Source organism: Amycolatopsis sp. NBC_00345 (genome assembly GCF_036116635.1).
Classification (GTDB): Bacteria; Actinomycetota; Actinomycetes; order Mycobacteriales; family Pseudonocardiaceae; genus Amycolatopsis.
This window is the reverse complement of sequence record NZ_CP107995.1, coordinates 9,852,690-9,877,674: the sequence shown is the minus strand read 5'-3', so window position 1 is coordinate 9,877,674 and position 24,985 is coordinate 9,852,690. Positions and strand designations below refer to the sequence as shown.

20 protein-coding genes and 1 tRNA gene are annotated in these 24,985 nt (G+C 70.1%); 8 read left to right on the top strand and 13 right to left on the bottom strand.

Features of this window, described 5'->3' with window-relative positions:
* Nucleotides 1-56 precede the first annotated feature (56 nt).
* The gene (locus OG943_RS45165) at nt 57-1,211 is read right to left on the bottom strand and encodes an IniB N-terminal domain-containing protein (protein ID WP_328607004.1); all 1,155 of its coding nucleotides are present in this window, start codon (nt 1,209-1,211) and stop codon (nt 57-59) included.
* Between the two features lie 308 nt (nt 1,212-1,519).
* Between OG943_RS45165 and OG943_RS45160 the strand changes: the two genes are divergently transcribed.
* Genes OG943_RS45160 through OG943_RS45150 form a run of 3 tightly spaced genes read left to right on the top strand, consistent with a single transcriptional unit; the run spans nt 1,520 to nt 6,199 of the window.
* Nucleotides 1,520-2,662, top strand: coding sequence for a molecular chaperone DnaK (locus OG943_RS45160; protein WP_328607003.1), 1,143 nt, complete (start codon nt 1,520-1,522; stop codon nt 2,660-2,662).
* Nucleotides 2,659-5,325 (top strand): helix-turn-helix transcriptional regulator, encoded by a 2,667-nt coding sequence (locus OG943_RS45155; protein ID WP_328607002.1) that lies wholly within the window; start codon nt 2,659-2,661, stop codon nt 5,323-5,325. The genes OG943_RS45160 and OG943_RS45155 overlap by 4 nt, the downstream gene beginning before the upstream one ends.
* A 28-nt stretch (nt 5,326-5,353) precedes the next feature.
* Nucleotides 5,354-6,199 (top strand): GNAT family N-acetyltransferase, encoded by an 846-nt coding sequence (locus tag OG943_RS45150; protein ID WP_328607001.1) that lies wholly within the window; start codon nt 5,354-5,356, stop codon nt 6,197-6,199.
* Between the two features lie 62 nt (nt 6,200-6,261).
* Here the strand turns inward: OG943_RS45150 and OG943_RS45145 are convergent, their stop codons facing one another.
* Genes OG943_RS45145 through OG943_RS45135 form a run of 3 tightly spaced genes read right to left on the bottom strand, consistent with a single transcriptional unit; the run spans nt 6,262 to nt 8,268 of the window.
* Entirely contained in the window at nt 6,262-7,005 is a 744-nt protein-coding gene (locus OG943_RS45145) for a ferredoxin reductase (RefSeq protein ID WP_328607000.1), read from the bottom strand.
* Nucleotides 6,975-7,574 (bottom strand): sulfite oxidase-like oxidoreductase, encoded by a 600-nt coding sequence (locus OG943_RS45140; protein ID WP_328606999.1) that lies wholly within the window; start codon nt 7,572-7,574, stop codon nt 6,975-6,977. Before OG943_RS45140 ends, OG943_RS45145 begins: the two co-directional genes overlap by 31 nt.
* 34 nt (nt 7,575-7,608) lie before the next feature.
* On the bottom strand, nt 7,609-8,268 hold the full coding sequence (locus tag OG943_RS45135; protein WP_328606998.1) for a pentapeptide repeat-containing protein: 660 nt from the start codon (nt 8,266-8,268) through the stop codon (nt 7,609-7,611).
* 519 nt (nt 8,269-8,787) lie between these two features.
* Here OG943_RS45135 and OG943_RS45130 point away from each other — a divergent pair.
* From OG943_RS45130 to OG943_RS45120, 3 genes are all read left to right on the top strand, one after another.
* Nucleotides 8,788-9,114: a peptidase inhibitor family I36 protein gene (locus OG943_RS45130; protein ID WP_328606997.1), complete on the top strand. Its 327-nt coding sequence runs from the start codon at nt 8,788-8,790 to the stop codon at nt 9,112-9,114.
* 405 nt (nt 9,115-9,519) lie between these two features.
* Complete coding sequence (locus OG943_RS45125) at nt 9,520-9,813, top strand: hypothetical protein (RefSeq protein ID WP_328606996.1); 294 nt, start codon at nt 9,520-9,522, stop codon at nt 9,811-9,813.
* Nucleotides 9,814-10,007: 194 nt separating this feature from the next.
* Nucleotides 10,008-11,495: a hypothetical protein gene (locus OG943_RS45120; RefSeq protein ID WP_328606995.1), complete on the top strand. Its 1,488-nt coding sequence runs from the start codon at nt 10,008-10,010 to the stop codon at nt 11,493-11,495.
* Nucleotides 11,496-11,661: 166 nt separating this feature from the next.
* Here the strand turns inward: OG943_RS45120 and OG943_RS45115 are convergent, their stop codons facing one another.
* The 7 genes from OG943_RS45115 to OG943_RS45085 form a co-directional block, all read right to left on the bottom strand.
* Nucleotides 11,662-12,165, bottom strand: coding sequence for a hypothetical protein (locus OG943_RS45115; protein WP_328606994.1), 504 nt, complete (start codon nt 12,163-12,165; stop codon nt 11,662-11,664).
* 125 nt (nt 12,166-12,290) lie between these two features.
* Entirely contained in the window at nt 12,291-13,910 is a 1,620-nt protein-coding gene (locus OG943_RS45110) for a substrate-binding domain-containing protein (RefSeq protein WP_328606993.1), read from the bottom strand.
* Nucleotides 13,907-15,046 (bottom strand): toxic anion resistance protein, encoded by a 1,140-nt coding sequence (locus tag OG943_RS45105; RefSeq protein WP_328606992.1) that lies wholly within the window; start codon nt 15,044-15,046, stop codon nt 13,907-13,909. The genes OG943_RS45110 and OG943_RS45105 overlap by 4 nt, the downstream gene beginning before the upstream one ends.
* Nucleotides 15,046-16,140 carry a hypothetical protein gene (locus OG943_RS45100; protein WP_328606991.1) on the bottom strand — a complete coding sequence of 365 codons (1,095 nt, stop codon included), beginning with the start codon at nt 16,138-16,140 and terminating at the stop codon, nt 15,046-15,048. Before OG943_RS45100 ends, OG943_RS45105 begins: the two co-directional genes overlap by 1 nt.
* Nucleotides 16,141-16,263: 123 nt before the next feature.
* Nucleotides 16,264-17,691, bottom strand: coding sequence for an ATP-binding protein (locus OG943_RS45095; RefSeq protein ID WP_328606990.1), 1,428 nt, complete (start codon nt 17,689-17,691; stop codon nt 16,264-16,266).
* On the bottom strand, nt 17,688-19,340 hold the full coding sequence (locus OG943_RS45090) for an FAD-dependent oxidoreductase (RefSeq protein WP_328606989.1): 1,653 nt from the start codon (nt 19,338-19,340) through the stop codon (nt 17,688-17,690). The genes OG943_RS45095 and OG943_RS45090 overlap by 4 nt, the downstream gene beginning before the upstream one ends.
* 147 nt (nt 19,341-19,487) lie before the next feature.
* The gene (locus OG943_RS45085; RefSeq protein WP_328606988.1) at nt 19,488-21,695 is read right to left on the bottom strand and encodes an RICIN domain-containing protein; all 2,208 of its coding nucleotides are present in this window, start codon (nt 21,693-21,695) and stop codon (nt 19,488-19,490) included.
* A 282-nt stretch (nt 21,696-21,977) separates the two neighbouring features.
* Here OG943_RS45085 and OG943_RS45080 point away from each other — a divergent pair.
* Nucleotides 21,978-22,050: transfer RNA gene (locus OG943_RS45080), tRNA-Ala, on the top strand.
* Nucleotides 22,051-22,472: 422 nt separating this feature from the next.
* Here OG943_RS45080 and OG943_RS45075 read toward each other — a convergent pair.
* Together OG943_RS45075 and OG943_RS45070 are read right to left on the bottom strand one after the other, a co-directional pair.
* Complete coding sequence (locus OG943_RS45075) at nt 22,473-23,228, bottom strand: SDR family NAD(P)-dependent oxidoreductase (RefSeq protein WP_328606987.1); 756 nt, start codon at nt 23,226-23,228, stop codon at nt 22,473-22,475.
* 68 nt (nt 23,229-23,296) lie between these two features.
* Nucleotides 23,297-24,070 (bottom strand): SDR family NAD(P)-dependent oxidoreductase, encoded by a 774-nt coding sequence (locus OG943_RS45070; protein ID WP_328606986.1) that lies wholly within the window; start codon nt 24,068-24,070, stop codon nt 23,297-23,299.
* 312 nt (nt 24,071-24,382) lie between these two features.
* On the opposite strand from OG943_RS45070, the gene OG943_RS45065 reads away from it, so the two are divergent.
* The gene (locus tag OG943_RS45065; protein WP_328606985.1) at nt 24,383-24,841 is read left to right on the top strand and encodes a MarR family winged helix-turn-helix transcriptional regulator; all 459 of its coding nucleotides are present in this window, start codon (nt 24,383-24,385) and stop codon (nt 24,839-24,841) included.
* The last annotated feature ends 144 nt before the right edge of the window (nt 24,842-24,985 follow it).

Below are 24,985 nucleotides of genomic sequence, written 5' to 3'. Positions count from 1 at the left end.
GGTGGTGGCTCCGCGGTCGCACCCAGACCGCGGAGCCACCTCCGTCAAACCTCTGCTCAGAGGGAAATGTGCAGGTCGCCGCCACCGTGCTGCGACTCGACACCGGCGTGGAGGCCGAGGCCGCCCACCGCGTCGTGCAGCGGGGCCGTCACCGAAGAGACGGTGTCGTGCACCGCGTCGACACCGGCGTCGGTGCCGCTGTGGACCGCGTCGGTCCCGCTGTGGATCGCGTCGGTGCCGGTGTCGGCCCGCTCGGCGCCGAGGTCCGGCGTGTGCACGGCCGACTGCGCCTCGTGGGTCAGGCCGGCGGCGGCGTGCTGCAGGCCGCCGTGGCCGAGGGCCCCGGTCAGGTTGCCGACCTGGTCGGTGACCTGGCCGGTGAGGTCGCTGACGTGGCCCGCGACGCCGCCGCCGGCCTCGGTCAGGTGACCGGCGAGGTCGCCGACCGGCGCGGTGGCGCCGCTGATGTCCGGCACCTGCGCGGTCAGGCCGCTGGCGTCCACCGGGGACGCGTGCTCGACGGCGCTGGTGACCTCGCCACCCAGGTGCTGGACCTGTGAGACGGCACCGTTGGCGATCCCGGCGGCCTTCGAGACGGCGTCGGAGTCGAGGCCGCGGGACAGGTCGTTGCCGAAGGCGAACGAGCTGGCGGGGCTCTGCGCCACCGCGGTGAGGCCGGCGACGGTGTTCTGCACCTCGCCGACACCCGGCAGGGCGGGCACGCCCGGCAGCGCCGGCACACCCGGCAGCGACGGAACGGCGGGCACACCGGGCTGGGCCGGCACGGAGGCGCCCGGCACGGTCGGCAGCGCGGGCAGGGCCGGGATCGCGCCGACGGGCAGGTCACCGAGGGGCAGGTCGCCCACGGGCAGGTCGCCGACACCCGGCAGCGTGGGCAGCGACGGCGCGCCGACGGCGGGGAGGCCGAAGGACGCGGTCAGCGCCTGCAGCTGCTCGATGGCACCCTGCGGGCCGTCGGACAGGACACCGGTGAGGTCGCCGGCCTGGGGCAGGTGGCCGAGCGCGGTCAGGTTGTCGACCGGGACGTAGTCGAGCACGAGCGGCATGACCTCGTGCACGTCGGCGGCGCTGATGTCACCGAGGCCGGCGGCGGCGAGGGCGGCCTGCGGGTCCTGGCCGAACGACGCGAGCGCGGCCGGGTCGCCGAGCAGGTTGAGCGTGAAATCGTGCAGGGTCTGCACCGGGTCCATGGGGAGATCTCCAGATTGTTCGTCTGTACGGGGGATTGACCCGACCGTCTCCGGTCTGGGTGGCGCTCAAGGTAGGGACCCCGGACCCCCGGCTACATCGGGGTTTACTCCCAGTCGCGACTCGCTCAGCCGTTAGGGAGTCGATATGAGATCGTTAGGGGGTTAGGGGCTCGTTCGAGCGAGATGATGTTGGGCAAAATCCCACGGTCGCCTTGCCCGAATGACCCTTACGGGTGAGGATGGACTACCCCTAGTGGTCCCTTAGGCCGATTGGCGGCCCCCCTGTACGACGAAGGGAGGAAGCGGCGTTGCCCTACGTGCTCGGCATTGATGTCGCCCACGCCCGGACCCACGCCGCCACCCGTCTCCGGCAAGGGGACGGCTGGGACGTCCCCGAACCGCTGTGGCTGGGTGAGCAAACCCCCGCCGCCGCGTCCGCGCTGTTCCTCGACGACGAGGGCTACCTGCTGACCGGCGACGCCGCCGCGCGCGCCGGGGCCGCGGTGCCGTCGCGCCTGCTCACCGGGTTCCACCGGCGGATCGGCGACGACGTGCCGATGCTGATCGAGGGGGACGCGTTCTCGCCCGAATCGCTGACCACCGTGCTCGTCGAGGGCATCGCGGAGCACGCGGCCGCGCAGTTCGGCGGCGCGCCCCGCCACCTCGTGGTGACCCACCCCGGTGACTGGGGCGACTACCGGCGGGACCTGCTTCGCCGCGCATTGGCCGAATCGGGGTTCGCCGCGGTGACGCTGCTGCCCGGCTCGATCGCGGCGCTGTACGCGCACCTGCCGGAGCCCGGCGCGGGCGACCAGACCGCGGCCGTCTGCGAATTCGGGCCCGACGGCGTCACGGTCACCCTCGCGACCGCGTCCGGCGCGAGCGGCTGGGTGGCGCGGACGAGCACCGAGGGCGTCGCCCCCGCAGCGGCCGTGAGCACTGCTTTCGCGCTCGCGCACACCTCTTCGGTCATGCCGGATGCGTTGGCGGGCATCGTGTTCTGCGGCGAGCCCGGCCCGGGCGCGCTGCCGGGGCGGCTGCCCTGCCCCGTGTTCGCCGGTCCCCAGCCCGCGCTGACGGCGGCGTTCGGGGCGAGTAGCCTCGCCGCCCAACGGACGAGCCCGCCCTCGCGGCGGGAGCGGCCGGCCGCCGAAACCACCCTGCTGCCCCGTGTCGACCACCCGCCCGAGCTCACCGAGCGGCCCGCCCGGCCGCCGGTCGACATCAAGCCGTTCGAGCTGCCCGAGCCCGAAGGGGCCGCGAAACTGCTCCGCCGGTGGCGCCCGCTCGCCGCCGCGGCCGCGGTCCTCGCGATCGGCTCGTCCATCCTGATCGCCACCCTCTCGTCCCACGAAGCCACCGCGGACAAGGGGACCACCCCGCCCCACTCCGCCACTCTGAGCTCCTGCGCCCATCCCGGCGCAGCCCCCACCGGTGAAGGTCACTGTTGAACGCACTGCTGGCGAAGACCGGCACCGAAGCCGTCCACCCCGTCGCGCGCCGGCTCCTCGCCGAGCTGGCCGCTACCCCCGCGGCGCCCGCGCGGCTTGTTGTCGTCGCGCCGGGCGGCTACGGCAAGACCGCGCTGCTCGGCGCCCTCGACCGCGGTTACCGCGCGGCCGGCGTCGAGGCGACTCTCGTCGACGACGCCGACCAGCTCGGTGAAGAGGACCTGGCGAGACTGAGCACGCTCGCGACCACCGCCGAGGGCCCGATCGTGCTGGCCCACCGGCCGAACGCCGGTTCGGAGGCGTTGCGCACGCTCGGCGAGGCGTTCGGGCGGCAGGCGCCGCAGATCGTGCTGACGCCGCTGGCCCCCGACGAGGTGGCCGCGCTGGCCCGGCACCTCACCGGCCGGTCCGTCGACGCGAAGACGGCCGCCGCGCTGCACACCCGCACCGGCGGCGTGCCGCGGCTGGTGGAGCGCGTGGTGACCGGCCGGCTGGCCGACTTCCGCGCCGAGCTGGCCGAACTGGACGACGACGTGCTGCGGTACCTCATCGCCGCCGAGGCCGGCGCGGGCCGGAACCTGGACCTGCTGTGCGCCCTGCTCGGCCGCTCGCCGGACCGGCTGCCGGAGGTCGTCGACGGCGCCCGCGCCACGGGCCTGCTCGACGCGGAGGACGCGCTGCTCCCGGTGGCCGCCGAAGCCGTGCGCACCTGCGGCCCCCCGGCGCGGCGGCTGACGGCGTTGCAGCAGCTGGTGGAGCTGCAGCTGCGCAACGGTTTGCCGGTGCTGGAACTCGCGAAGTCGTTGCTGGACGCGGGAAGCTCCGGCTCCAGCGCGGCCGCCGCCTTCGCCGCCGCCGCGGGCGAAGCCCTGCCGAGCGACGCGAAGCTGGCCGCGCGCCTCTTCGAAGCCGCTTCGGAAGCCGGCACCCGCGACCCACTGGTGACCACGGGCTGGGCCCGCGCCGCCGCGCTGTCCGGTGACCTCGACACCGCCCTCCGCCTCGGCGACGGCATGCTGAGCGCCGCCGATCTGGACACGCGCGCGGCGGGCGCCGAGATCGCCGCCACCGTCCTCGCCCACCGCGGTGAACTGGCCCGCAGCGCCGAGCTGTACCGCTGGGCGGGCCGCTGCGCCGCGGAAGCCGCTCGGGTTGTGCAGGCCACTCCTCGCGACGGCTTGTCTGGCAGTGTCGGATTTGGTGCTGGTAATGGGTTTGGCGCCGGATCCAGCGGCGGTACCGGTGCCGAGCCGAATCAGGACGGCGTCGCCCCAAGCATGCCCGGCACTCAGCCGGACGACTTCACCACCAGCCACGACACGTACCCCAGCACGGCGAGCACTCCGCACTCCGCCCGCGAGGGTTACCGCTGGACGGGCCAGGGCGCGGTGAACGCGTTCGCCGCGATCGCGCTCGTCGGGACGGGCGAGCCGGCCGGCGCGCGGGAACTGCTGCGGTCCCCGGCACCCGGGATGGCGCCGACGTTGTTCGCGGGCGCGGCCGGGCGCACGGCGGACGGGATCGCCGAGTCGGTGACCGGGCACGGGACCGAAAGCCTGTCGGCGCTGGTCGGTGCGGCGGCGATGCTGGAGCCGTCCGGGGGCGGGGCGCCGTTGCCGGACAGCCCGGCCGCGCTCGCGGCGATCGTCGGGCTGCACTCGGGTGAGCTGGGGCTCGCCGAGTCCGTCCTCACGCGCGCGCTCGCCAGCAACGTCGGCGGCGACCTGCTCGCGACGCGGCACCGCCTGTTGCTCGGCTGGGTCGCGATGACAGCAGGCAACCTGACCACGGCCGACGAGCACCGGAACGCCGTCGCGGCGTCCGGGCGGCTCGAAGCCAGGGACGAGCTGTTCTTCGCCACGCTGGAGCTGGGGCTGGCGCGCCGGGCGAGTGACCTCGTCGGGCTGCAGCGGTCGTGGGACCGCGCATACCAGGCGTCGATGCGGCAGCAGACCGACCTGTTCACCCTGCTGCCCCTGGGTGAGCTGGCGATCGCCGCCGCGCGCACCGGCGCGCACGCGAAGCTCGCCCGTCAGCTCGAACGCGCCCATGAGATGCTCGGCCGCCTCGACAGCCCTCCACTGTGGACGGTGTCGCTGTGCTGGCACGAGCTGCACGCGGCGATCACGCTTGAGGATCGCGCCACCGTCGAGAAGCAGCTGACGGCGCTGGCGGGCTTCGCGGACTGTGGCCGATACCCGTCGGCGCTCGCGCGGGCGGCGTCGTGCTGGCTGGCCGTCCTGAGTGGCGCTTTCGAGCCCGAGACCATCTCCGCGGCCGCCGCCGAGCTGCACGAGCTGGGCCTCTGCTGGGACGCGGCGCGCCTGGCGGGCCAGGCGGCGATCCGCACGTCCGACCGCAAGGCGATGGTGCAGCTGCTGGAGGCCGCCCGCCAGTTCCAGGGCATCACGAACCGCCGCGAGTCCCACGTCCCGGAACCCACGGCGGGCGCCGGCCTGAGCGCACTGAGCGAACGCGAGCTGGAAGTCGCCCGCCTCGTCGTCGACGGCCTGACCTACAAACAGGCCGGCAGCAAGCTCTTCATCTCCGGCAAGACGGTGGAACACCACATGGCCCGCATCCGGGGCAAGCTGGGCGCCACCGACCGGCGTGAGCTGCTGGCCACCCTCCGGGAACTGCTCACCAAACCCGACCCTTCCTGAGCGGCCCGCGGATCGGGGACCATGCAGCATGCCCACGGATGCCTGGCACCTCACCGAAGACGTCGAAGACTTCCACGCGCGAGCCCGGGACTTCCTGCACTCGCGCCCCGCCCTGCACAACACGCCGCTGACCGTGATCGAGAAGCTGCGAACGGCCGGCGACGCCGATGGCACCGCATTCGGCCGGCTGGAGCGAGAGGGCGAGGTCAGCGCCATCTTTTACCGACGCCCGTCTCTCCGGCTGCACCTCACCCCCGTCTCCTCCGAACAGGCCGACCTCCTCGCCACCCACCTGTCCGGGCTCGGCCACGCCCTCGCCGGCGTCACCGCGGAGCACGACACCGCCACTGCGTTCGCCGAGGCATGGCAACGGCGCACCAACGCAGCGCCGACGTTCCGTCAGGGGTTGCATCTGTACCGTCTCGGCACGCTCACCCCACCCGAGCCGCGCCCAGAGGGCCGGGGTCGCGTTGTGGGCGAGCCGGACCGCGAGCAGCTCATCCGTTTGTGCAGTGAGTTCGTTGCCGCTGTAGGGGAAGTCCCCGCCGTGGACGCCGATTCCTGGGACAGCTCGCGCTTCGCCGACCGGCACTTCACGTTCTGGGAGGCCCCGGACGGAACCCCGGTCTCCATGGCGGCCATGACCTCGATGGTCGCCGGCATGGTCCGGGTGGACCCGGTCTACACCCCGGCCCACCTCCGGGGCCACGGCTACGCGGGCGCCGTGACTGTCGAGGTGAGCAGGGCCGCGCTGGCCGCGGGCGCGACGGACGTCGTCCTGTACACGGACCCGGCCAACCCCACCAGCAACGCCCTCTACCAGCGAATCGGGTACGTCCCGGTCACCGACTTCGCCATGTACGAGTTCTCCTAGGACAGACTCGGTTGAGAACACGCGCTCGCCGCCGGGAAGCTGGATCCTGGTGCGCCGGAGCGTCAGTCGCGGCTGGGGCCGAAGCGTTCGGTGCGGATGGTGTGCGGGTCGTGGCCCAGTGCGAGCAGGATGTCGGCCACGGTTTCGACGAAGCCGGTCGGGCCGCAGACGTAGCTCGTCGCCCCGAAGTCCGCCGGCCAGCCCGCGGTGTTGAGCGTGGTGACGCTGATCCGGCGCGGGATGCCGGGTTGTCCCTCGGGCAGCTCGCGTGTGTAGACGTACGTGACGTCCAGCCCCGCGACCGGGCGGAGGAGTTCTTCGGCGTAGTACCGCTCGGCCGGTGTGCGCAGGGAGTAAACGAGCCGGAACAGTGCCTTGCTGCCCGCCGCGCGGCGGGCGCGGATCATCGCCATCAGCGGGACGATGCCGGAGCCGCCCGCGACCAGCAGGACGGGCGCCGGATCGGCGGGGCGCCACACGAACCAGCCGCCGACCGGGCCGCGGATCTCCACCGGGTCACCGGCCGCGTACCGGCCGGTGAGGTGTTCGGACACCTCACCGTCGGGCACTCGCTGGACTGTCAGCTCCACCCGGTCGCCGTCGGCGGGCGCGGCGAGCGAGTAGCTGCGCTGCGCGGTGTAGCCGTCGGCGGCGGTGAGCCGGACGTCCACGTGCTGGCCCGCGAGGTGGCCCGGCCAGCCGGGGATGTCGAAGACGAGCGTGCGCGCCGACGGCGTCTCCTGCCGGGCCTCGGCGAGGCGGGCGACGCGCCACGCTAGTCGCCCTGATACCGCTGTTCCCGCCATGGGTCTCCGTAGTCGTGGTAGCCCGCGGTCTCCCAGAATCCCGGGTCGTCCTTGGTGGTGAGCTGCAGGCCGCGCACCCACTTCGCCGACTTCCAGAGGTACAGGTGCGGTACCAGGAGCCGGGCGGGCCCACCGTGCTCGGGCGTCAACGGCTTGCCGTTGTACTCGTAGGCCACCCAGGCCTGGCCGTCGAGCAGGTCGGCCAGCGGCAGGTTGGTGGTGTAGCCGCCGTAGGAGCGGGCCATGACGTAGTCGGCGGAGGTGTCGAGGTCGCCGATGAGGGTCTCCACCGGGACACCGCGCCAGCGGGTGTCGAGTTTGGACCACTGCGTGACACAGTGGATGTCCACAGTGAACTTTTCGCTCGGCAGGGCGAACAGCTCCCGCCAGGACCACGCGCGTTTCTCGCCGCGTTCGGTGACAACGGTGAACTCCCAGTTGTCCGTGCGGACCCGCGGGGTCGGACCGGTGGACAGCACGGGGAAGTCTTCGGCGAGGTACTGCCCAGGCGGCAGCCGCGGGTCACCGCTGCGCGCGCGGCCGGTGAACCCCGGCGTGACGACGCCCATCCGGCGCTCCTTCCCGTTGTCCTCGCCGGAAAGCCTACCCGCGCACGTGCAGACCGAGCGAAGTCACGAGCACCGTCGCCTGTTCCGGTGAGACGATCGCCTCGGCCAGCCCCGCCTGCGTCGGATCGAGCGACGAGAGGTCACTGCCGCGCAGCTCGGCGCGGGCGAACTTGACGTTCTCGAGGTCCGCGCCCGACAGGTCGACGTCAGAGAAGACGGCGTCGGTGGCGTTCGCCCAGGTGAGGTCGGCCTCACGCATGCGCACGCGCTCGAACGTCACCCCACGCAGGTCGGCCCGCACCAGCCCGACGAACGACCAGTCGCCCCCGTGCACCCGCAACGGCCGCATCGAACACTCCTCGAAGCGGCTGCCGACCAGCTTGCAGCCGGTGAACTCGGCGTCGAACAGGTTGCAGCGCTTGAAACTGCACCCGGTGAACGCCGAGTGGAAGTGCTGGGAGGCGTTGAACCGCACGTTGCCGAACACGCAGTCGGTGAACGTCGCACCCCGCGTGACGGACTCCGTGAGGTCGACCTCGTGGAACTCGCACCGCACGAACCGCCGGCCGGCGAGCTCTTCGCCGTACCAGTCCTCGCGCCGGAAGGTCCGGTCCTCCTCGGGGGCCGTTTCGGGGGCCGTGACTCCGCCCGGCTCGTCCGCGGACGGGGCTGGTTCCTGGGTGGTCTTGGGCATGGGCAGTCAGGGACGCGGTACCCGAAGGGCCTGCTTCCCCGTCCCCCTTTCCATCCGTGTGCGGTCTTGTCCACCAGATTCGGGCCGGTGCCTCGCTTACGAAGCTTTACCCGCTGGCTGCTGATCAGTTCTGGGGCGCCGCGCTGCTTCCCGCTCTCCCCGGAGTCTCCAGGATAGGGCAGCGCTCAGCTCCCACCCGGTTGCTGCGACAACGCGTCGCTGCCCGTTGTTCGGGCGATGATGTTCGGAGTCCAGGGACCGATACAGAACAAACTCGTCCTGCTAGACATGACTCCTGGTGACGCCACTCAGCGTGACGAGTGGGTAGTCGCCCGCCCACGCCGCGAGGAAAGAGCGGTCAGGTGCGCGCCGGTCGGGTGATCGCCTCGACCGGCCGGGGGAATCCGAAAGTCAATGGTCTGGAATCGAGGGTCCGTTATGACATCACGAGGTGACACGGCGACGGCAAATCCGTCCCGGAGCTCCGGTGCCACCCGGCTCCGGCGAATCTTCGCCGCGGTGGCCGCTGCCGGTATCGCGCTGCTCTCGCTCGCCGGCCCCGCCGCCGCGGCGCCCCAGGGGACCTCGACCACCGCGGCCGCTTGTCCCTACGAAGACTTCTGCATCTACAGCCAGCCGAACTACACCGGCCAGCAGTACAACCTGCGCGACTGCCACGATTACCCGGTGGGGTTCAGCGGTATCGGATCGTGGCGCAACAACCAGACCAGCGGAACCCAGGCAGTATTCAGCAATTCCGACGGGTCGAAGTACATCACGAACCCTGCGCCGGCGTCCTCCCCCAGCTACAACTGGACGCCCGTCCTCGACATCAAGCCCTGCTGAAGTCCCGAGCCCACGCTCAGCAGGCGTGACGGTGCTTGATCCCACCGCTTGATCCCACCCGCTTGATCCCATCGAGCGGCGATGGGATCAAGCCTTTCTCGGCGGCAGCCGTGACGGGCCGCGCAGCAGGCCGACGCAGTCGCTTCGGGACCACGCTCGGCAGCCGTGGCGACGAACGGGGCCAGATCCGCGTCTCGGCCAGCATCCGCCGGGCACGGAGAGGTACCCCCGGCCAGCCACAGATTCCCGGCATGGCTCGTGCCAGCGCGGCGGTGCGGCGGTGCGGCGGTGCGGCGGTGTCGCTCAGAGCGACATCGCGGGTGACGCGGAGCAAGGACACCCGCCAATCGGCGCAATTTGCCGGGTGGCGCGTTTCAGCGTCACCCAGAGGTGGAATCCAGCGGCATGTCCAGATGGCGAGGCTCCACCAGAACCCATACCGCTGCTCGAGTGATCACCGGAATCGGCGCGCTCTTCGCGTTCATCGAGGTGCTCTACATGGTGATGCTGCTCGCCGGCGCCAACGCGGCGAACGGCTTCTTCGTCTTCATCCGATCATTGGCAGATCCTCTCGCGTTGTTCTGGCCAGGCCTGTTCCCGGTGGGCAACGCCGACTTGGCCGTGATCCTCAACTACGGTCTGGCCGCGGTGTTCTGGCTGGTGGTCGCCGGCCTCATCGCCCGCCTCGTGGGCCGGTGACGGCGGTCTCGACGTCTCCCTGGCCGTGGGCTCACACCGTGGGCTCACCCGGCCGGGGAGACACATTTCGTCACCGGTAGAAGCGGGAAACCGCTCCCTCTTTCTCTCGTCGTGCGCGAAACCGCGCGGTAAACCCGACGCGGCGAAGAACACAGCCGACGGCGAACAGCCGCTGTCCGCCATACGATGGCCGGATGACCGAAGGCCGAAGGTTCGGCGGCTTGCCGTTCGAGGGCTTGCCGTTCGGAAACCTGCCGTTCGAAAGCCTGGTGCCGTGGACTGAGCTGGCGGGCCTCGCCGCCGCCGGGCGCTCCCTGGTGCCGGACGTGCCCGCCGCGCTCGCGCGCACGGTCACCGAGCAGCTCATCGGCCGGCGCCTGACCGCCAAGGTGGACGGCGCCGAGATCGGCCTCACCCTCACCGAACTCGACTACCCCGCGGACTCCCTGCGACTGGCGACCGGCCGCATCGGCGACGTCCGCATCGTGGCCGAGGACGTGGACTGGCCCGAACGCGACCCGTTACCCTCCGACGCGCCCAGGACGCCCGACGGCCCGGACGCCGATGGCGGCGATACCCAACGCGAGGCCAACGACCCCGACGGCCGACCCGGCAAGCGAAACAACGGCGCCGACAGCCGATCCCGCAAGCGAGGCTCGGACCGCTCCGAAGAGCGGCGAAACCCCGGGGCTCCGCCAAAGAACCAGTGGGCGCAGCAGACACCCGAGCACCACCAAACACCGCAGAACCCGCAGACACCCGAGCACCAGCAGACACCGCAGAACCAGCGGACACCGAAGCATCCGCAGCCACCACAGAACCAGCAAACACCAGAGCATCAGCGGACACCGGAGAACCGGCAGCCACCGCAGAACCAGCAGGCTCCGGAACATCAGCAAGCGTCAAAGAACCAGCAGGCGCCGGAAGATCAGCAGACGCCACGGAACCAGAAGGCACCAAAGAACCAGCGGGCGCTGCAGGATCAGCAGACACCCGAGCATCGGCAGGAGCCAAAGGAGCAGCAGACGCCACGGAACCAGCGGGCGCCAAAGAACCAGCGGGCGCAGCAGAAGCAGCAGGCGCCGGAGCATCCGGGCGCAACCGAGCCGTCGAATCCCCGCGCACACTCCCGAAAGCACCCGCCGCAACACTCCACCCCAGCAGCCCGGGTTCCGCTGCGCCGGGTGGTCGTGCTGGCGAAGGACGTGCGCGTGCGCAGCCTGCCCACACCGTCGGTGATCCCGGCCGAGGTGGGGCTGGAGATCTTCGTCGATGGAGACGTGGTCCGGGAACGGGTGGCGGCCCTGCGTCCCGGGATCGTCGCCACGCCGCATCACGACGGGCTGCAGTTGCGGTGGGCCAAGCACCCCGGGTGGGGACACCTGACCCTGGAGCCCACGGTGAAGCCGGACGCCGTGGTGCTGACGCCGACCACACTCCACATCGGACAGCGGAAGTTCCGCGCGCCGAAACGGATCCGGCCGATCGTGCTGCCACTGCCGGAGCTGCCGAAAGGGCTGCGGCTGACCGGGGTCCGCGCCGAGGAGGGTGAACTGGTGCTGCACACCGTCGCGGACGAGTGGCCCGAGCGGCTCGCCCGTATCCCGCTCGGCGATCTGCTGAGCTGGCTGACCACAGCGGCACTGACCTTGACCCTGCCTCGACTCGGTACACGTTCCTGACCCTCCCCTGGCCGTGGAGCTCTTCCACCAGACCGACGATACTCGAACAAAGGTTCGAACGTCAGTCACACGATCGGGCGGAGCGGGCCGGGCCGGGCCGGCCCACAAAGGATCAGCTCAGAAAGACCCGAGCCAGCCGGAAGAAAGCCGAGAAGGGACCGAAACCTCAGTCCTGGTCCCGATCCCGCAGGTACCGGGTGTGGTCCGCCTGCCGGTTGACCTCCGTGGCGTAGACCTGCTCCGCCAGCCGGTCCGCCTGCCCGGTCAGCAAGTCGAGCTGGGCAAGCAACTCCGCCGCCGCGGCCGGACGTCGCGCGGCGAACCAGCGCGGCAGGTTCAGGTAACCCTCCACGGACAGCGGCAGGTCCGTCCGCGCCAGCAGCAGCACCCGATGCCGGAGCCCGGTGTCCACAATGGCGTGGCCGAGCAGGTCAGTGAGCACCTCCGCGACGTGCCGGACACTGTCCACTGCGGACTCCGGCATCCGGTTGGCGTGCACCGAAACCGTCTGCACCAGCGCGTTCAGCGACGTCCGCAGCTCGGCCGCCTCCGCCGCCGGGTCGGCGACCAGCCGCACCCGCTCCGGCGGCGCGAGCAACGCGCCCGCCGCGTACAGCACGACCACCACCAGCGGCCAGATCGCCCCGGCAATCCCCGTCAGGTACAACACGAGCCCGACCAGGCCACCAACGCAGCCGGCCAGATTCTTCGCCGACCCGAGCCAACGCCAAAACCGAGCCCCAGCCCCAGAACCAGACCCAGAACCAGACCGAGAACCAGCCCGCCGCGACCGACTCACTGATAACCGCGAATCTCCTGGAACACACTGGACAACTGCGTGTTCCTGGCATCAAAAACCTTGCCCCCGGTCATGGTCGCGACCTGCGTGAGCTCGTCGCCGCTGCCCTCCCCGAACAGCACCGTGAACACCGGCACCTGGCGCATCGCGGCGGGCAGCGAGCCGAACGCGGACCGGAACGACGCGAGGTCGCCCCCGTTCTCGTTCTCGCCGTCGGTCATCAGCACGATCGACGTGAACCGGTCCGGATCCTTGGCCGCCAACGGTTCCATCACCTGGTACGCGCGTTCGAGGCTGTCGTAGATCGCCGTGCCCCCGCGGGCCTGCAGTCCTTCGGCGAACGCCTTGATCCTCGCCAGCTCCGCCTCCGGCGCCTGCTCCGGCACGGTGAACGTCCGCGGCGGCTCCGGCCCGGTGTTGAACGGCAGCATCGTCACCTCCTCCCGGCTGCGGAACTGCCGGTACCGGCCCACGAGCGAGCGGTCCGCGCCGGTCAAGCCGACCAGCGCCGAGCGCAGCGCTTCGATCCGGTCGCCCTCCATCGAGCCCGACGTGTCGAGCAGGTACAACGTGCGCGACGGGCGGCGGATCTTGTTGAAGTAGGCCGAAAGCAGCGCGTCGACGGCAGGCTGCGTGGCCGGGAACGGCAGCTCCACCAGGTCCCGGGGCACGAACTGCGGCCCGAGCGCGACGCCCGGCACCACGGGCCGCCGCTGGGTGGTGTCCATGATGCGGCGCTGGGCGTCCGGCGTGCGCAGGTAGTCGGTGAGCCGCTGGTGCGCCCCGTGCGCGTCGTCGCCGGCGCTGGTCAGCAGCGTGAGCGGGTAGTCGGCGGTGACAACGCCGTCGCTGGGGTAGATCAGCTTCATCGGCTCGGGGAGCTTGCCCGCGGCGTTCATCGACAGCAGCACCGACTCGTAGTTGATCAGCCCGTCCACCTTCTGCCCGGGGTCCTGCCCGGTCGCGCGCCGCTGGTAGGCGTCCGACAGCCAGCCCGACGAGCCGGCGGACATCGCTTGCGCGCTGAAGAACTGCGTGAGCTGCGGCGTCACCGCGGTGATCTGCTGCGCGTCGACGGCCGTGCCGGAACCCGCCAGCGCGGACGCGACGCCGACCAGCGCGGAGAAGCCCGAGTTGGACGCCGAGGGGTCCGTCATGCCGTAGCTGAACGCCTTCCGGCCCGCCGCCGCGGCGATCTCGCCCCAGCTGACCGGCCGCGAGTCCCAGCCCAGCCGTTGCGCGGCCGAGCGGGCCAGCCCCAGCACCACGGGCGAGCTCATGATCTTGACCTGGTTCCCGAGCCGTTTCGCCGCCTCGGGAATGCCTGCGGGGTAACGGTTCGAGGAGAACCACACGGCGTCGTAGCGGCCGTCCAGGCTGCCGTTCGCCAGTGACTGGGTGCCCTCGAGCGTGCCGGTGAAAGTGAGCTTGACCTTGACGCCGGTCGCCTTCGCCGCCTCGTCGAGCACCGGCTGCAGGTCCGCCAGCTCACTGCCCGCGAGCACCCGCAGCGTGCCCGGCTCGGGCGGGCCCGCGGGCTCCGACGGATCCGCCGTCGACGAGCACCCGGCCAGCGCCAGCAGCGCCACGAGTACCAGCACGACCAGTTTCTTCACAGCTCCCCCTCGTGGCTGCGGCGCAGCCGGTCTTCCGCCCGGTGCAGCTCCCCCGTCAGAGACTCCACAGTGGACGCCATGGTCCGCACCGCCTCGGCCTTGAAGCCGTCGATCGCGTCCATGGCGGCGTAGATCCGGTCGAATGAGTCACGCAGCGTGTCGACCGCGACGGCGGGTGAGCTCGCCGCCCGGCGGATCTCCGCGCTCTGTGACTCCAGCAGCATGGCGTTCCCGCGCAGCAGTCCCTCGGTGGTGGACTGCAGCGCGGCGACCTCGTCGAGCACGTCTCGTTGCCCGGCCAGCGCGGAGCTCACCAGCAACGCGACACGCAGTGCCGAAACCGTCGTGGACACGGCCCGCTCGACGCCGCGGATCAGCTCGTCGTTGGTGCGCCGCACCAGGTCCAGCGCGAGATAGCCCTGCGCACTCACCGCGAGCTGTGTGAGGACGTCCTGGTGCCGCTGCCGGATCGGGTACAGGACGTCGGCGCGCAAAGCGTTGGCGCGCAGGGGATCCGTCAGGTCGAACACCCCCGCCTGCCGTTCGACCGCGGTGTCGACGGCCTCCGCGAACGCGGCTGCCTCCGCCAGCTTGCCGAGCGCGGCCCACAAGCGCTCCCGCTCGCCCTTGAGCACGGCGTTGTCCCGGCGCAGCCCGTCCTGGCGGGTGCGCAGGTCCCCGACCAGCGCGTTCACCGGCTCGTTGGCCGCGCGGTAACGGTCGAGCGCGCGCTTGGCGCCGGCCGCGGCGGGGAACAGGCCGAGCAGCTTGCGCCCGGTCAGCGGCAGCTTCGCCGGATCCAGCTCGGCCACCGTGCGGCGCAGGTCCGCGAGGCTGGTCGTCACCTGTTCCTGGGGTGAGGCAGCCGTCTCCAACGTCCGGGCCGAGCGGTCCAGCATCGTCCCGGCGACCGCGGCCGCCGCCCGCATGTCCGCCTCCCCGACGGCGAGCAGCTCGTCGAGCAGCGTGGTGAACTCCGGCGAGTGGACGTCCAGCGCCTCCAGCCGGGTCGCGAACCCGGCGGCGCGAGCGGAGATTTCGGCCCGCCGGTCGTCACCGAGGGCGATCAGGCCGGCGGCGCGTTCGACGGGCACGGCTTCGACCGCTTCAGGCGCGGTCAGGGTGAAATCCTCCATCAGTACTGGTTCTGGATCGCGTCGAGCATCCGTTCCAGCGTCTCGAACGACGGCGGCTCGACGCTGTCGACGAGGTCCGCCGGCACGGGTGCCTTCGCCTTCGCGACGACGTCGGTGAACAGCTTCGGGTTCGTGGTGCGGAAGCCGAACGTCGCCGCGAGCCCGCCGAGCTCGGGATCGGTCGAGAGCAGCTGGCCGACCTGGTCTCCGCTGGGGGACAACGGAACCAGCGTGTGCTTCGAGTACACGGTCGGCGCCGTGTAGAGCATCCGCATGTCCGGCCGGATGGACCCGTCGGCGCGCACCAGCCGGTCGACGTACTGCGACTCGTAGATCAGCGCCAGCGGCGTCTTGCCCATGCCCGCGGACAGGTAGTCCTCGAACGGGCCGTCGGTGCTGTTCTGCGTGTACCCCTGGTCCAGGAACAGCTTCGCGACCTGCGGCAGCACCTTCGCCTCCTGATCGGGGCTGCTGACCACGGTGTTTCCGTTGGCCACGAACGACACGATCGACAGGTACATCGCCGCGGAGTTGGACTCACGCGGGTCGGTGGTGGTGACGAGCACGTTCTTGCGCACCGGGTACGCCGTGTTGCCCGGCAGCTGGTCCCAGCGCGTGCCCGCCTGCGTGAGCTGGAGGTACTTCGCCACGTCGAGCACCTGGTAGTCGCCGGCGCCCTTGTGCACCACGCCGTTCGCGCTCAGCAGCGCCACGATCGGCTCGAACGTCGCGATCGCCATCGGCGACTGGAACGGCGTGTACACCGTGGTCACCTTGCGGTCGCGCTGGATCTTCTGCGCGGCTGGTGACGACGACGGGAAGGCGAACCCGTACTTCGAGAGGTCCACGGTGGTCGCGATCTGGCGCGAGCCCGCGGTGTCGACCTCGACTTTCAGCCCGTGCTTGGCGAATGCGTCCACCACGCGCGCGTCGGTGAAGAAGGCCTGCTTCTCCGACCCGATCACCCCGCGCACGACGGTCAGGTCACCGCCGGACGAGCTGTCCGAGCGCCCCCAGACGATCGCGGCCACGACCCCCAGCACCAGCACCACGGCCAGTCCGATGGACAACCGGCGCTTTGTCTCGACCAGCACAGTAAACGTGCCACCTTCCCCAGATCCCCCGATCGAACACCACGAATCCTTCAGCCCCCGCGACTCTTTTGACGCGCGGCAAGAGGATTTCGTGATGAACGGTCGGTGAACGGGAAGGGCCGGTCAGAGTGAGGCTTGTTCTTCCACCGGAAGGCAAATCTCGAACCGCGTGTCGCCGGGGGCGGATTCCACCTTGATGTCGCCGGAATGCCGCTCGACGACGATGCGCCACGAGATGTCGAGCCCGAGGCCGGTGCCCTCGCCCACGCCCTTGGTCGTGAAGAACGGCTCGAAGATCCGCTGCCGGATGTCTTCGGAGATGCCAGGGCCGGTGTCGCCGATCTCGACGCGCACCTGCTTGTCGACCTGCCACGTGCGCAGGGTCAGGGTGCCCTCGCCCGCCATGGCGCCCAGCGCGTTGTCGATGATGTTGGTCCACACCTGGTTCAGCTCGGCCGCGTACGCCGGCACCCTGGCGATGCTGTGGTCGTACTCCTTGACCACACGGATTCCCTGGCCGATCTTGCCGGACATCATCACCAGCGTGGAGTCGAGTCCTTCGTGGACGTCGACCCACTGGTGCGGCGCGCGGTCCATCTGCGAGTACTGCTTCGCCGCGCCGACGAGCGCCGAGATACGCGTGGTCGAGTCCTCGATCTCACCCATCAGCATCTCGGTCTCCAGCGCGTACGCCAGCCACCGCACCGCGCCGTCGAGCAGGCCCTCGCCGACGGACTCCAGGACGCCGTCCAGGCTGCCGGCGGTCAGGCCCGCGCTGACGAAGATGCTGGCGAGGTCCCAGCCCTGGTCGATGTCGTGCTCGTCGAACCAGTCGCCGATCTCGTCCTCGAGGTCGGACTGCTGCATCGCGGTGAGCTTCGGCGCGTCGGAGACCTGCTTGACCAGCCGTTCCTGGACGTCGAGCAGCAGCTCCAGCAGCTCCGGGTCGATGTCCTTCTTCGCCAGCAGCGCCAGCTTGTGGCGCATCCCGGCGACCCGCTCGCGCAGCGACGCGGTGGCGCGCACGGCGGCCGCGGCCGGGTTGTTCAGCTCGTGGGTCAGCCCCGCTGACAGCTCGCCGAGCGCCAGCAGCCGCCGTCGCGACGAGATCACCGTGTCGGTGTTGCGCCAGCCGACGTACATGCCCTCCAGCAGGTGCGCGGCCATCGGGAACCAGCCGCGGAACTGGACCGCGAACTCGGCCGCGGGCAGCGTCAGGAACGCGACGTCGCTGACCGCGTGCACCGAGGCGCCGTAGGAGTGCTCGGTCTCCTGGTGCACGAAGAACTGTGTTGCGCCGCAATAGGAACCGCGCTGGTCGGAACGCTTCATCTCGACCTCGACGCCGCTGACCAGGCGCGTCATCCGCACCGCGCCGCCGAGCAGGACGTAGAAGCACGTGGCGGGGTCGCCCTCGCGGATCACCACGTCGCCGCTCTCGTGGCGCTCGACCTTGGCGTGGTCGTCGATCCAGTCGAGCTGCTCGTCGGACAGGTGCTCGAACAGGAACAGGCTGCGCAATTCCTCACGCGGCAGTGCCGGAGTACTCACTGCTCCTCCAGGTAACGGTGGACCAGGGTGACCGCCATGGCGCCCTCGCCGACGGCGGAGGCCACGCGTTTCACCGACTGCGAACGGACGTCGCCGGCCACGAACACGCCGGGCACGGACGACTCCAGGTAGTGCGGGTCGCGGTCGAGCGACCAGCCGGCCGGGTAGCGCCCTTCGGCGACCAGGTCCGGGCCCGTGCGGACGAAGCCGTGCCCGTCGCGCTGGATCGTGTCGCCGAGCCATTCGGTGCGCGGCGCGGCGCCGATGAAGACGAACAGGTGACCGGTCTCGACCGTCTCGGTCACGCCGTTCTCGCATAGCGTCAACGACTCGAGGTGCTCCGAGCCTTGTGCCTTGACGACGGTGGTGTGCGTGCGGACGTGGACGTTCTCGATGGCCGCGAGCTGCTCGATGAGGTAGTGCGACATCGACGCCTCCAGCGAGGCGCCGCGCACCAGGATCGTCACGTCCGCGGCGTGGCGCGAGAAGAACACGGCGGCCTGGCCGGCGGAGTTCGCGCCGCCGACGATGTAGATGTGCTCGCCCTTGCACTCGGGCGCCTCCGTGGCGGCCGAGCCGTAGTAGACGCCGCGGCCGGTGAGCTCCTCGATGCCCTCGGCCTCCAGCGCCCGGTAGGTGACGCCGCTGGCGAGGATCACCGAGTGCGCGGCGATCTCCGAACCGTCGCCGAAGGTCACCACGCGGCTCGAGCCACGGGCCTCCAGGCCCACGACGTCGCGGGCGGTGAGCACCTCGGCGCCGAACTTCTGGGCCTGCCGCCGCGCGCGGTCGGTCAGCTGGGCGCCGGAGACGCCGTCGGGGAAGCCGAGGTAGTTCTCGATGCGGGAGCTGGTGCCGGCCTGTCCGCCGGTGGCCTTCTTCTCCACCAGCACGGTGCGCAGGCCTTCCGACGCGCCGTACACGGCGGCGCCGAGCCCGGCCGGGCCGCCGCCGACCACGACCAGGTCGTAGAACTCCTGCGCGGGCCGGGTCGACAAACCGACCGCGTCGGCGATCTCCCCGCCGGTGGGCTGCTTGAGCACGGTGCCGTCCGGGGTGACGACCACCGGGATGTCCGTCTCGCACGCCTCGGCGGCCTTCAGGATCCGGCCGCCCTCGTCGTCGTCCACCGAGTACCAGCGGTACGGCACGGCGTTGCGGGCGAGGAAGTCGCGCACCTTGAACGACGGCGCCGAGTAGCGGTGGCCGATCAGCTTCGTCTCCTCGACGGGCCGGTCGCCGACCGCGAGCCACGTCTCCACCAGGGAGTCGATGACCGGGTAGAGCTTCTCCTCCGGGGGATCCCACGGCTTGAGCAGGTAGTGGTCGACGTCGACCACATTGATGGCCTGGATGGCCGCGTCGGTGTCGGCGTAGGCCGTCAGCAGGGCGCGGCGGGCGTTGGGGAACAGGTCCATCGCCTTCTCGAGGAAGACGATGCCGTCCATGTGGGGCATGCGGTAGTCGGCGAGGATGGCCGCGACGGCGTCGCCGCGTAGCTTGATCTCACGCAGCGCGTCGAGGGCGTCGGCCCCCGAATCGGCGCGGATGACGCGGTAGTCCTTGCCGTAGCGGCGACGCAGGTCACGGGCGACCGACCGCGACACAGCGGGGTCGTCGTCGACGGTCATCAGGATCGGCTGGCTCACGGCACCCAGCCTACGGCGTGTGGTCCGGCGGTGAGTCCGAAGAGGGCGCCGTTGACCTCGACGGACCGGTTCCGGCCCGCGACGGGGTGGGGACCGGTGCACGCCGCGGCCGCCACCACGGCGTGCACCGGTTGTCCGGGGAGGTGGCTACGGGTAGCTCACCAGGTTGACCGGCTTCGTGCCGTCGGGCGTGGTCGCGCCCGAGGAGTTGATCACGTGCGTGATGGTGCCCTGGTGGTTCAGGGAGACCGTCACCATGTCGTGGAACCGCACGCCCGGGGTGTTCGGCGCCTCGAACGCGTGCGCGCTGGCGACCGAGGGGTTGGTGTTGAAGAAGCAGTAGCTGCCCAGCCCCCACGCCTCGTGACTGGTCACGTTCGGGCCCACCTGGTACGCGGAGTAGCCCTGCGTGGACCCGTTCATCCAGCCGGCCTGGTCCGGCACGTCGTAGGGCATCTCGTTCTGGAAGAAGTACGTCCGCCCGCCGTTGCCGTTCCAGACGACCTGGGTCTTCTGGTAGTGCTCGACGAACAGGCCGTACATGGTGACGTTGTTGCCGTTGACCGTCAGCCCGTTGTCAGCCGTGTTGGTGTTCCAGCCGACGTAGCTGTTGTCCGCCGCGTGGTCGGCGCGCCAGATCCACATGTGGTCGCCGATCACGTTGTTGCTGTTCACCACCAGGCTGGTGGTCGCCTTGCCGACGGCGGGGCCGCCGATGCGGAAGAACACGTCGTGCAGCGAGGTCGGGTCGGCCGAGTGGTCGGCGTTCGAGCCGGCGGCGCCGACCTGCATCAGCGTGTTCGAGTTCGTCGTGCCCGCGTCGATCAGCAGGCCGGCGATCTTGGCGCCGTTGACGTCGTCGACGTTCATCGCGGTGATGCCGTTGTCCGGCACCAGGGTGGCGATGCCGAGGCCGAGCACCACGGTGTCCGGCCGGGTCACGTGCAGGGTCTGGTTCAGGTGGTAGACACCGGGCGTGATCAGCAGGTTCTTGCCCGCCGCCAGCGCCGCGTTCAGGTCGGCCGCGGTCGCGCCCGGCTTCGCGATGTAGAACTGGTCGATCGGCAGGGAACTGCCCGGCGCGGCGCCGTTCGCCCAGCTGGTGCCCGAGGTGTTGGTGCGCACCGACGGGACGAACACCTGGTAGTTGCCGGCGTCGTCGATGTAGAGGAACGGCTTCTCGCGGACCACCGGCGCCTGCCCGACCGTGGTGTACGGCGGGGACGGGAAGGTGTTGGCGGGGGCGCCGTCGACACCGACGAACACCATGTTCCAGTTCGAGCCGTTCCAGCTGCCGAACTGCGAGTCACGCGAGATCCACTGCTGCTGCGAGCCGGAGCGGACCTGGCCGTCGATCTTCGAGTCGGAGATCCAGCCGCCGCTGGCCCAGCCGCCGTCGTCGAGCTGCAGGTCGCCGCGCAGGTGCATGCGGCGGTACGGCGCCGCCTGCGACACGGCCCAGCGGTCGGCGCCGCCGGTCGGGTTCACCGACAGGTTCTCGGCGCCGCGCCAGAAGTTCTGCGTCGCGTTCTGCGGCGGGAACCAGTCGGCCTCGACGTGCACGGCGCCGTTGATCGTCACCGCGTCCGGCGACAGGCCGAGGCCCAGCACCTGCGTGTAGAAGCCGACGTTGACGTCGTTGGAGTAGGTACCCGGCTTGAACATCACCGCGTACCGCTGACTGCCGAACTGGTTTTTCTCCTGCTGGCTGAAGATGCTGTTCAGCTTGCTCTGGATCGTCGCGCTGTCCATCGAAGGGTCGAAGACGACGACGTTCGGCCCGAGGTCCGGCTGCCCCGAGCTCGGAGGAGTAGTGCCACCCACGGGGGTAATTGTGAACGATTGGGCATTGGTGCCGTTACAGGCGTACTGCTGAAGCTGCACGCTGTCCGCCATCGAGGCACTCGGCACGTCAAGGCACTTGCCGCTGTTGCGGTTCACGAAGTGGTAGGCGCCGGAGGCCTCCTGGGCGGGCAGCCACTGCTGGTTCGCCCCGTTGGAGTAGGACCAGAGCTGCACCAGCCCGCCGTCGGCCTTCGAGACGTTCGTGACGTCCCAGGCCTGCGCGGCGTTGTTCCGGGTGTTCACGCGGTAGTACCCGTCACTGGTGGCCTGGAGCTGCCACTGCTGCGACGCCGCCTGATTGCACGAGTACTGCTGGACCGCGGTGGCGTTCACACTGGCCGCGGCCCGCGCGTCAACGCACTTCCCGCTGTTCACGGAGCTGACGGTGTACCACTGCCCCGGCTCGATCGCGGCCTGCGCCGCTGGCGCCGCCACCACTGTCAGATACCCCACCACCAGGGTGAAGGCGGACAGCAGCAACGTAGCCACTCTCCGTGACCGTCGGCTCATCGGAACCTCCTCCGCCGCACCGCGGCGTTCAGCGAGCAGGAAACGGCAAGGCTGTACCCAGAAATGGAGACGCGGCGTAGCGGGCGGGGACCTCGGCGTCACAACCGTGGAAAATGTAACCGAGACCACACGGAGAATCAATACAGGTATTAAAATAAGTCATGAACGTGCAGGTGACCTGCCCGAACGGTCCAGCGGTCACTGATCACCACCCCCCTGAGGCGAGGGCGGGGACGGGGTGTAACGTATGGCCACACGAGATACGGAGTTCACCTTCGCCTCGGGGCTATGGCGCAGCTGGTAGCGCACCTCACTGGCAGTGAGGGGGTCAGGGGTTCGAGTCCCCTTAGCTCCACCGACGTATTTTGGACACGCGACGCCGGATTGAGTCGGTTTCGTTATATAGAACGGCTCGACCGTGCCGGAGCAGGGATCCTGTTGCACAGGACGTGCTGCAGTCCCCGTGACCGACGCACCTGCGGTCGTCACTCACATCGCCTGGCCCGCGCACAGCCGCTCCCTCGCTCTCGCCGGGCTGATCCGCACGGCAACACAGCTGTGACAGGCACTGCGCGACCCGGTGAACACCCGGCCCCTCTTGCCAGGTTCCCACGTCGGCCAGCCTTGGTGAGATCGGCGGGCTGGCTCGGTGTGGCGGATAACGCTTCCCCTGCACTCAGCGCAGCGGAAGCGTTATCCGCCACCCACTCCGGGAGGGTTCGCGAGACTCGGCCAGCCTCCAGGGTGGTGCACCCTCCGTCCGGAGGCCGGCTGCGGTCAGATTGCGGTGCGGCCGCCGTCGACGTTGAGGATCGCGCCCGTGATGTAGCTGGCCTTGTCCGTGGTCAGGAACACGATGGCGTTGGCGATCTCGTCGGCGTCAGCCACATAGCCCAGCGGTGCCTGCTTTCCGAGCTCGTCGAGCCCGTCGCCCATGACGCCGACGACCTTCTGGGTGCGGGTAGTTCCCGGGCTAACCGCGTTGACTCGGACCCCGGCCGGGCCGAACTCCGCAGCCCAGGATTTGGTGAGCAGGTTCAGTCCGGCCTTGGTCGCGCCGTAGACCGCCATGCCCGGGGCGGCGAACTGGCCAACCATGGTCGAGGTGTTGACTATCACGCCCTTGCCGCGCGCGGCCATCTTCGGCGCGAGCTCCCCGACGAGGAAGAAGTGACCCTTGAGGTTCGTGTTGAACGTCGTGTCCCAGTTCTCCTCCAGCGTCTCCGCCGTCGGGCCGAACACCGCCGTCCCCGCATTGTTGACCAGGATGTCCACCTGGCCTCCGGAAATCTCCAGTGCTCGTTGGGCTAACTCGCGTGCCGACGCCGCGTCGCCGAGTTCGGCGCGCACGTAATCGGCCTTGCCGCCGGCCGCGCGGATCGCGGCGACGACACCGTCTCCGAGATCCCGGCGACGGCCGACCACGATCACGTGCGCCCCGTGCTCAGCGAGTTGCTTCGCCGTAGCCTCGCCGATCCCGCTGGTCGAACCGGTCACGAGTGCGGTGCGCCCCGCGAGGTCCTGTTCTGCCATTGCTTCTCCTTGTTGATGCTGGTGGCGGTGGGTGTGCTGGTGATGACCAAGTTCGATGCGCCGGAGTGTCAGTTCCAGCCGCCGTCGGCTTCGATGGTGGTGCCGGTGATGTAGGACGCGTCCGCGGAGAGCAGAAACGCGACCGTGGCGGCGATTTCCTCAGGTTGGCCGAGCCGGCCGAGTGCGCTCATCGAGCGGAGGAGGGCGGGGAACGGGACGTCGGTGAGCGCAGGGTGGACGTAGTGGGGGGCGTAGCTGGCCATGCGGGTGGCGGTGGCGCCGGGGGCGATCGCGTTGATGGCGATGTTCCGCTCGGCCAGTTCGGGAGCCAGATTGCGCACCATGGCCGGGATGGCGGCTTTGCTCGCCGCGTAGAGGGCGTGGTGGTGCACGGCCAGGCGTGTGCTGACTGAGGAGCTGAGCACGATCCGGCCGCCGTCGGCCATCGCGGCGACCGCAGCCTGGGTGACGAACAGTTGTCCGGCCACATTGGTCCGGAAGAGGTGATCGAAGTCGGCCTGGGTGATGGTTTCCAGTGCTCCGAAGTGCTCGACCCCGGCGTTGCTGACCAGCAGGTCCAGGCCGCCGAACTCGGCTACCACCGCGCCGACCAGCTCGTGGGCCTGCGCCGCGTCACTGACGTCGGCCGAGAAAGCCGATGCGGCACACCCGTTGTCGCACAGTTCGCCGACGAGTGCGTCAGCGGCGGCCCGATCGGATCGATAGTTGACCGCGACGGTGGCTCCCTGGGAGGCGAGCCGTCGCACGATCGCGGCGCCGATTCCGCTGGTGCCTCCGGTGACCAGGGCCCGCTTGCCCGCCAGGCTTGATGTCGATGTCATCGCGCTACCCACGTTCTCTCTCTGTCTTTCGCTGGATATGACTCTGGATGTGACGCTGGATGCGCACAGTCCCTGGCCACCCGTTCCCCACCGGAGCCACTACACAATCTAGTCAGGTATGTTTACTACAGTAGTCGTACATTGGCACCAATGACAACAGCGACTGTTGCAACCTCGCCGAGGGACAGGCAGCGCGCGGGACACAGCGAGCGCCGCCATGCACGCGCCGTCAAGACCTGGTCCGCAGCGATCCGGCCCGGCGGCGTTGACATAGGGTGTGGACCTCGCGGGATCAGGGGGCGATGGAACCGGATGGAACTGGGCGGCGTGGATGACGAGCAGCGGGTTGATCTAGGGGTGGCGTTGTTCATCCCGTACCGGTACATGGAGGACCGGATTTTCCGGACCCTCCAGGATGCCGGGTTCGACGACTGGACCCTCGCCCAGTGCCGAGTGTTTCAACGCGTCAATCCGGACGGTTCGCGCCTCACGGACCTCGCTGACCAGGCACAAATGAGCAAGCAGAGCGCCGGCGTGCTGGTTGACCAACTGGAGCGCCTTGGCTATGTCCACCGGGTCCCCGACCCCACGGACGGCCGCGCCCGGTTGATCGTGATCGAGCAACGTGGCCGGCGGGCGGTCGAGGTGGCCATGGCGACGCGGGACGAGATCCTCGCGGAGTGGCAGGCCTACCTGGGCACCCGCAACTTCGCGTTGTTGCACCAGATCCTGGAGCAGCTCCGCGAGATCACCGACCCCTACGCGCGCTAAAACCCGGCCCCAGCCGTCCTCTCCCGACTCCCAGTCGCTCCCGGTCCCCGCCCATCCCGGGCCGCTGGGCCAGCGGGGCGCCGGCAGGCTTCGACTCCGTCTTGACATCGTCAGTATCATTGACTACATTCATCAATGATCCTG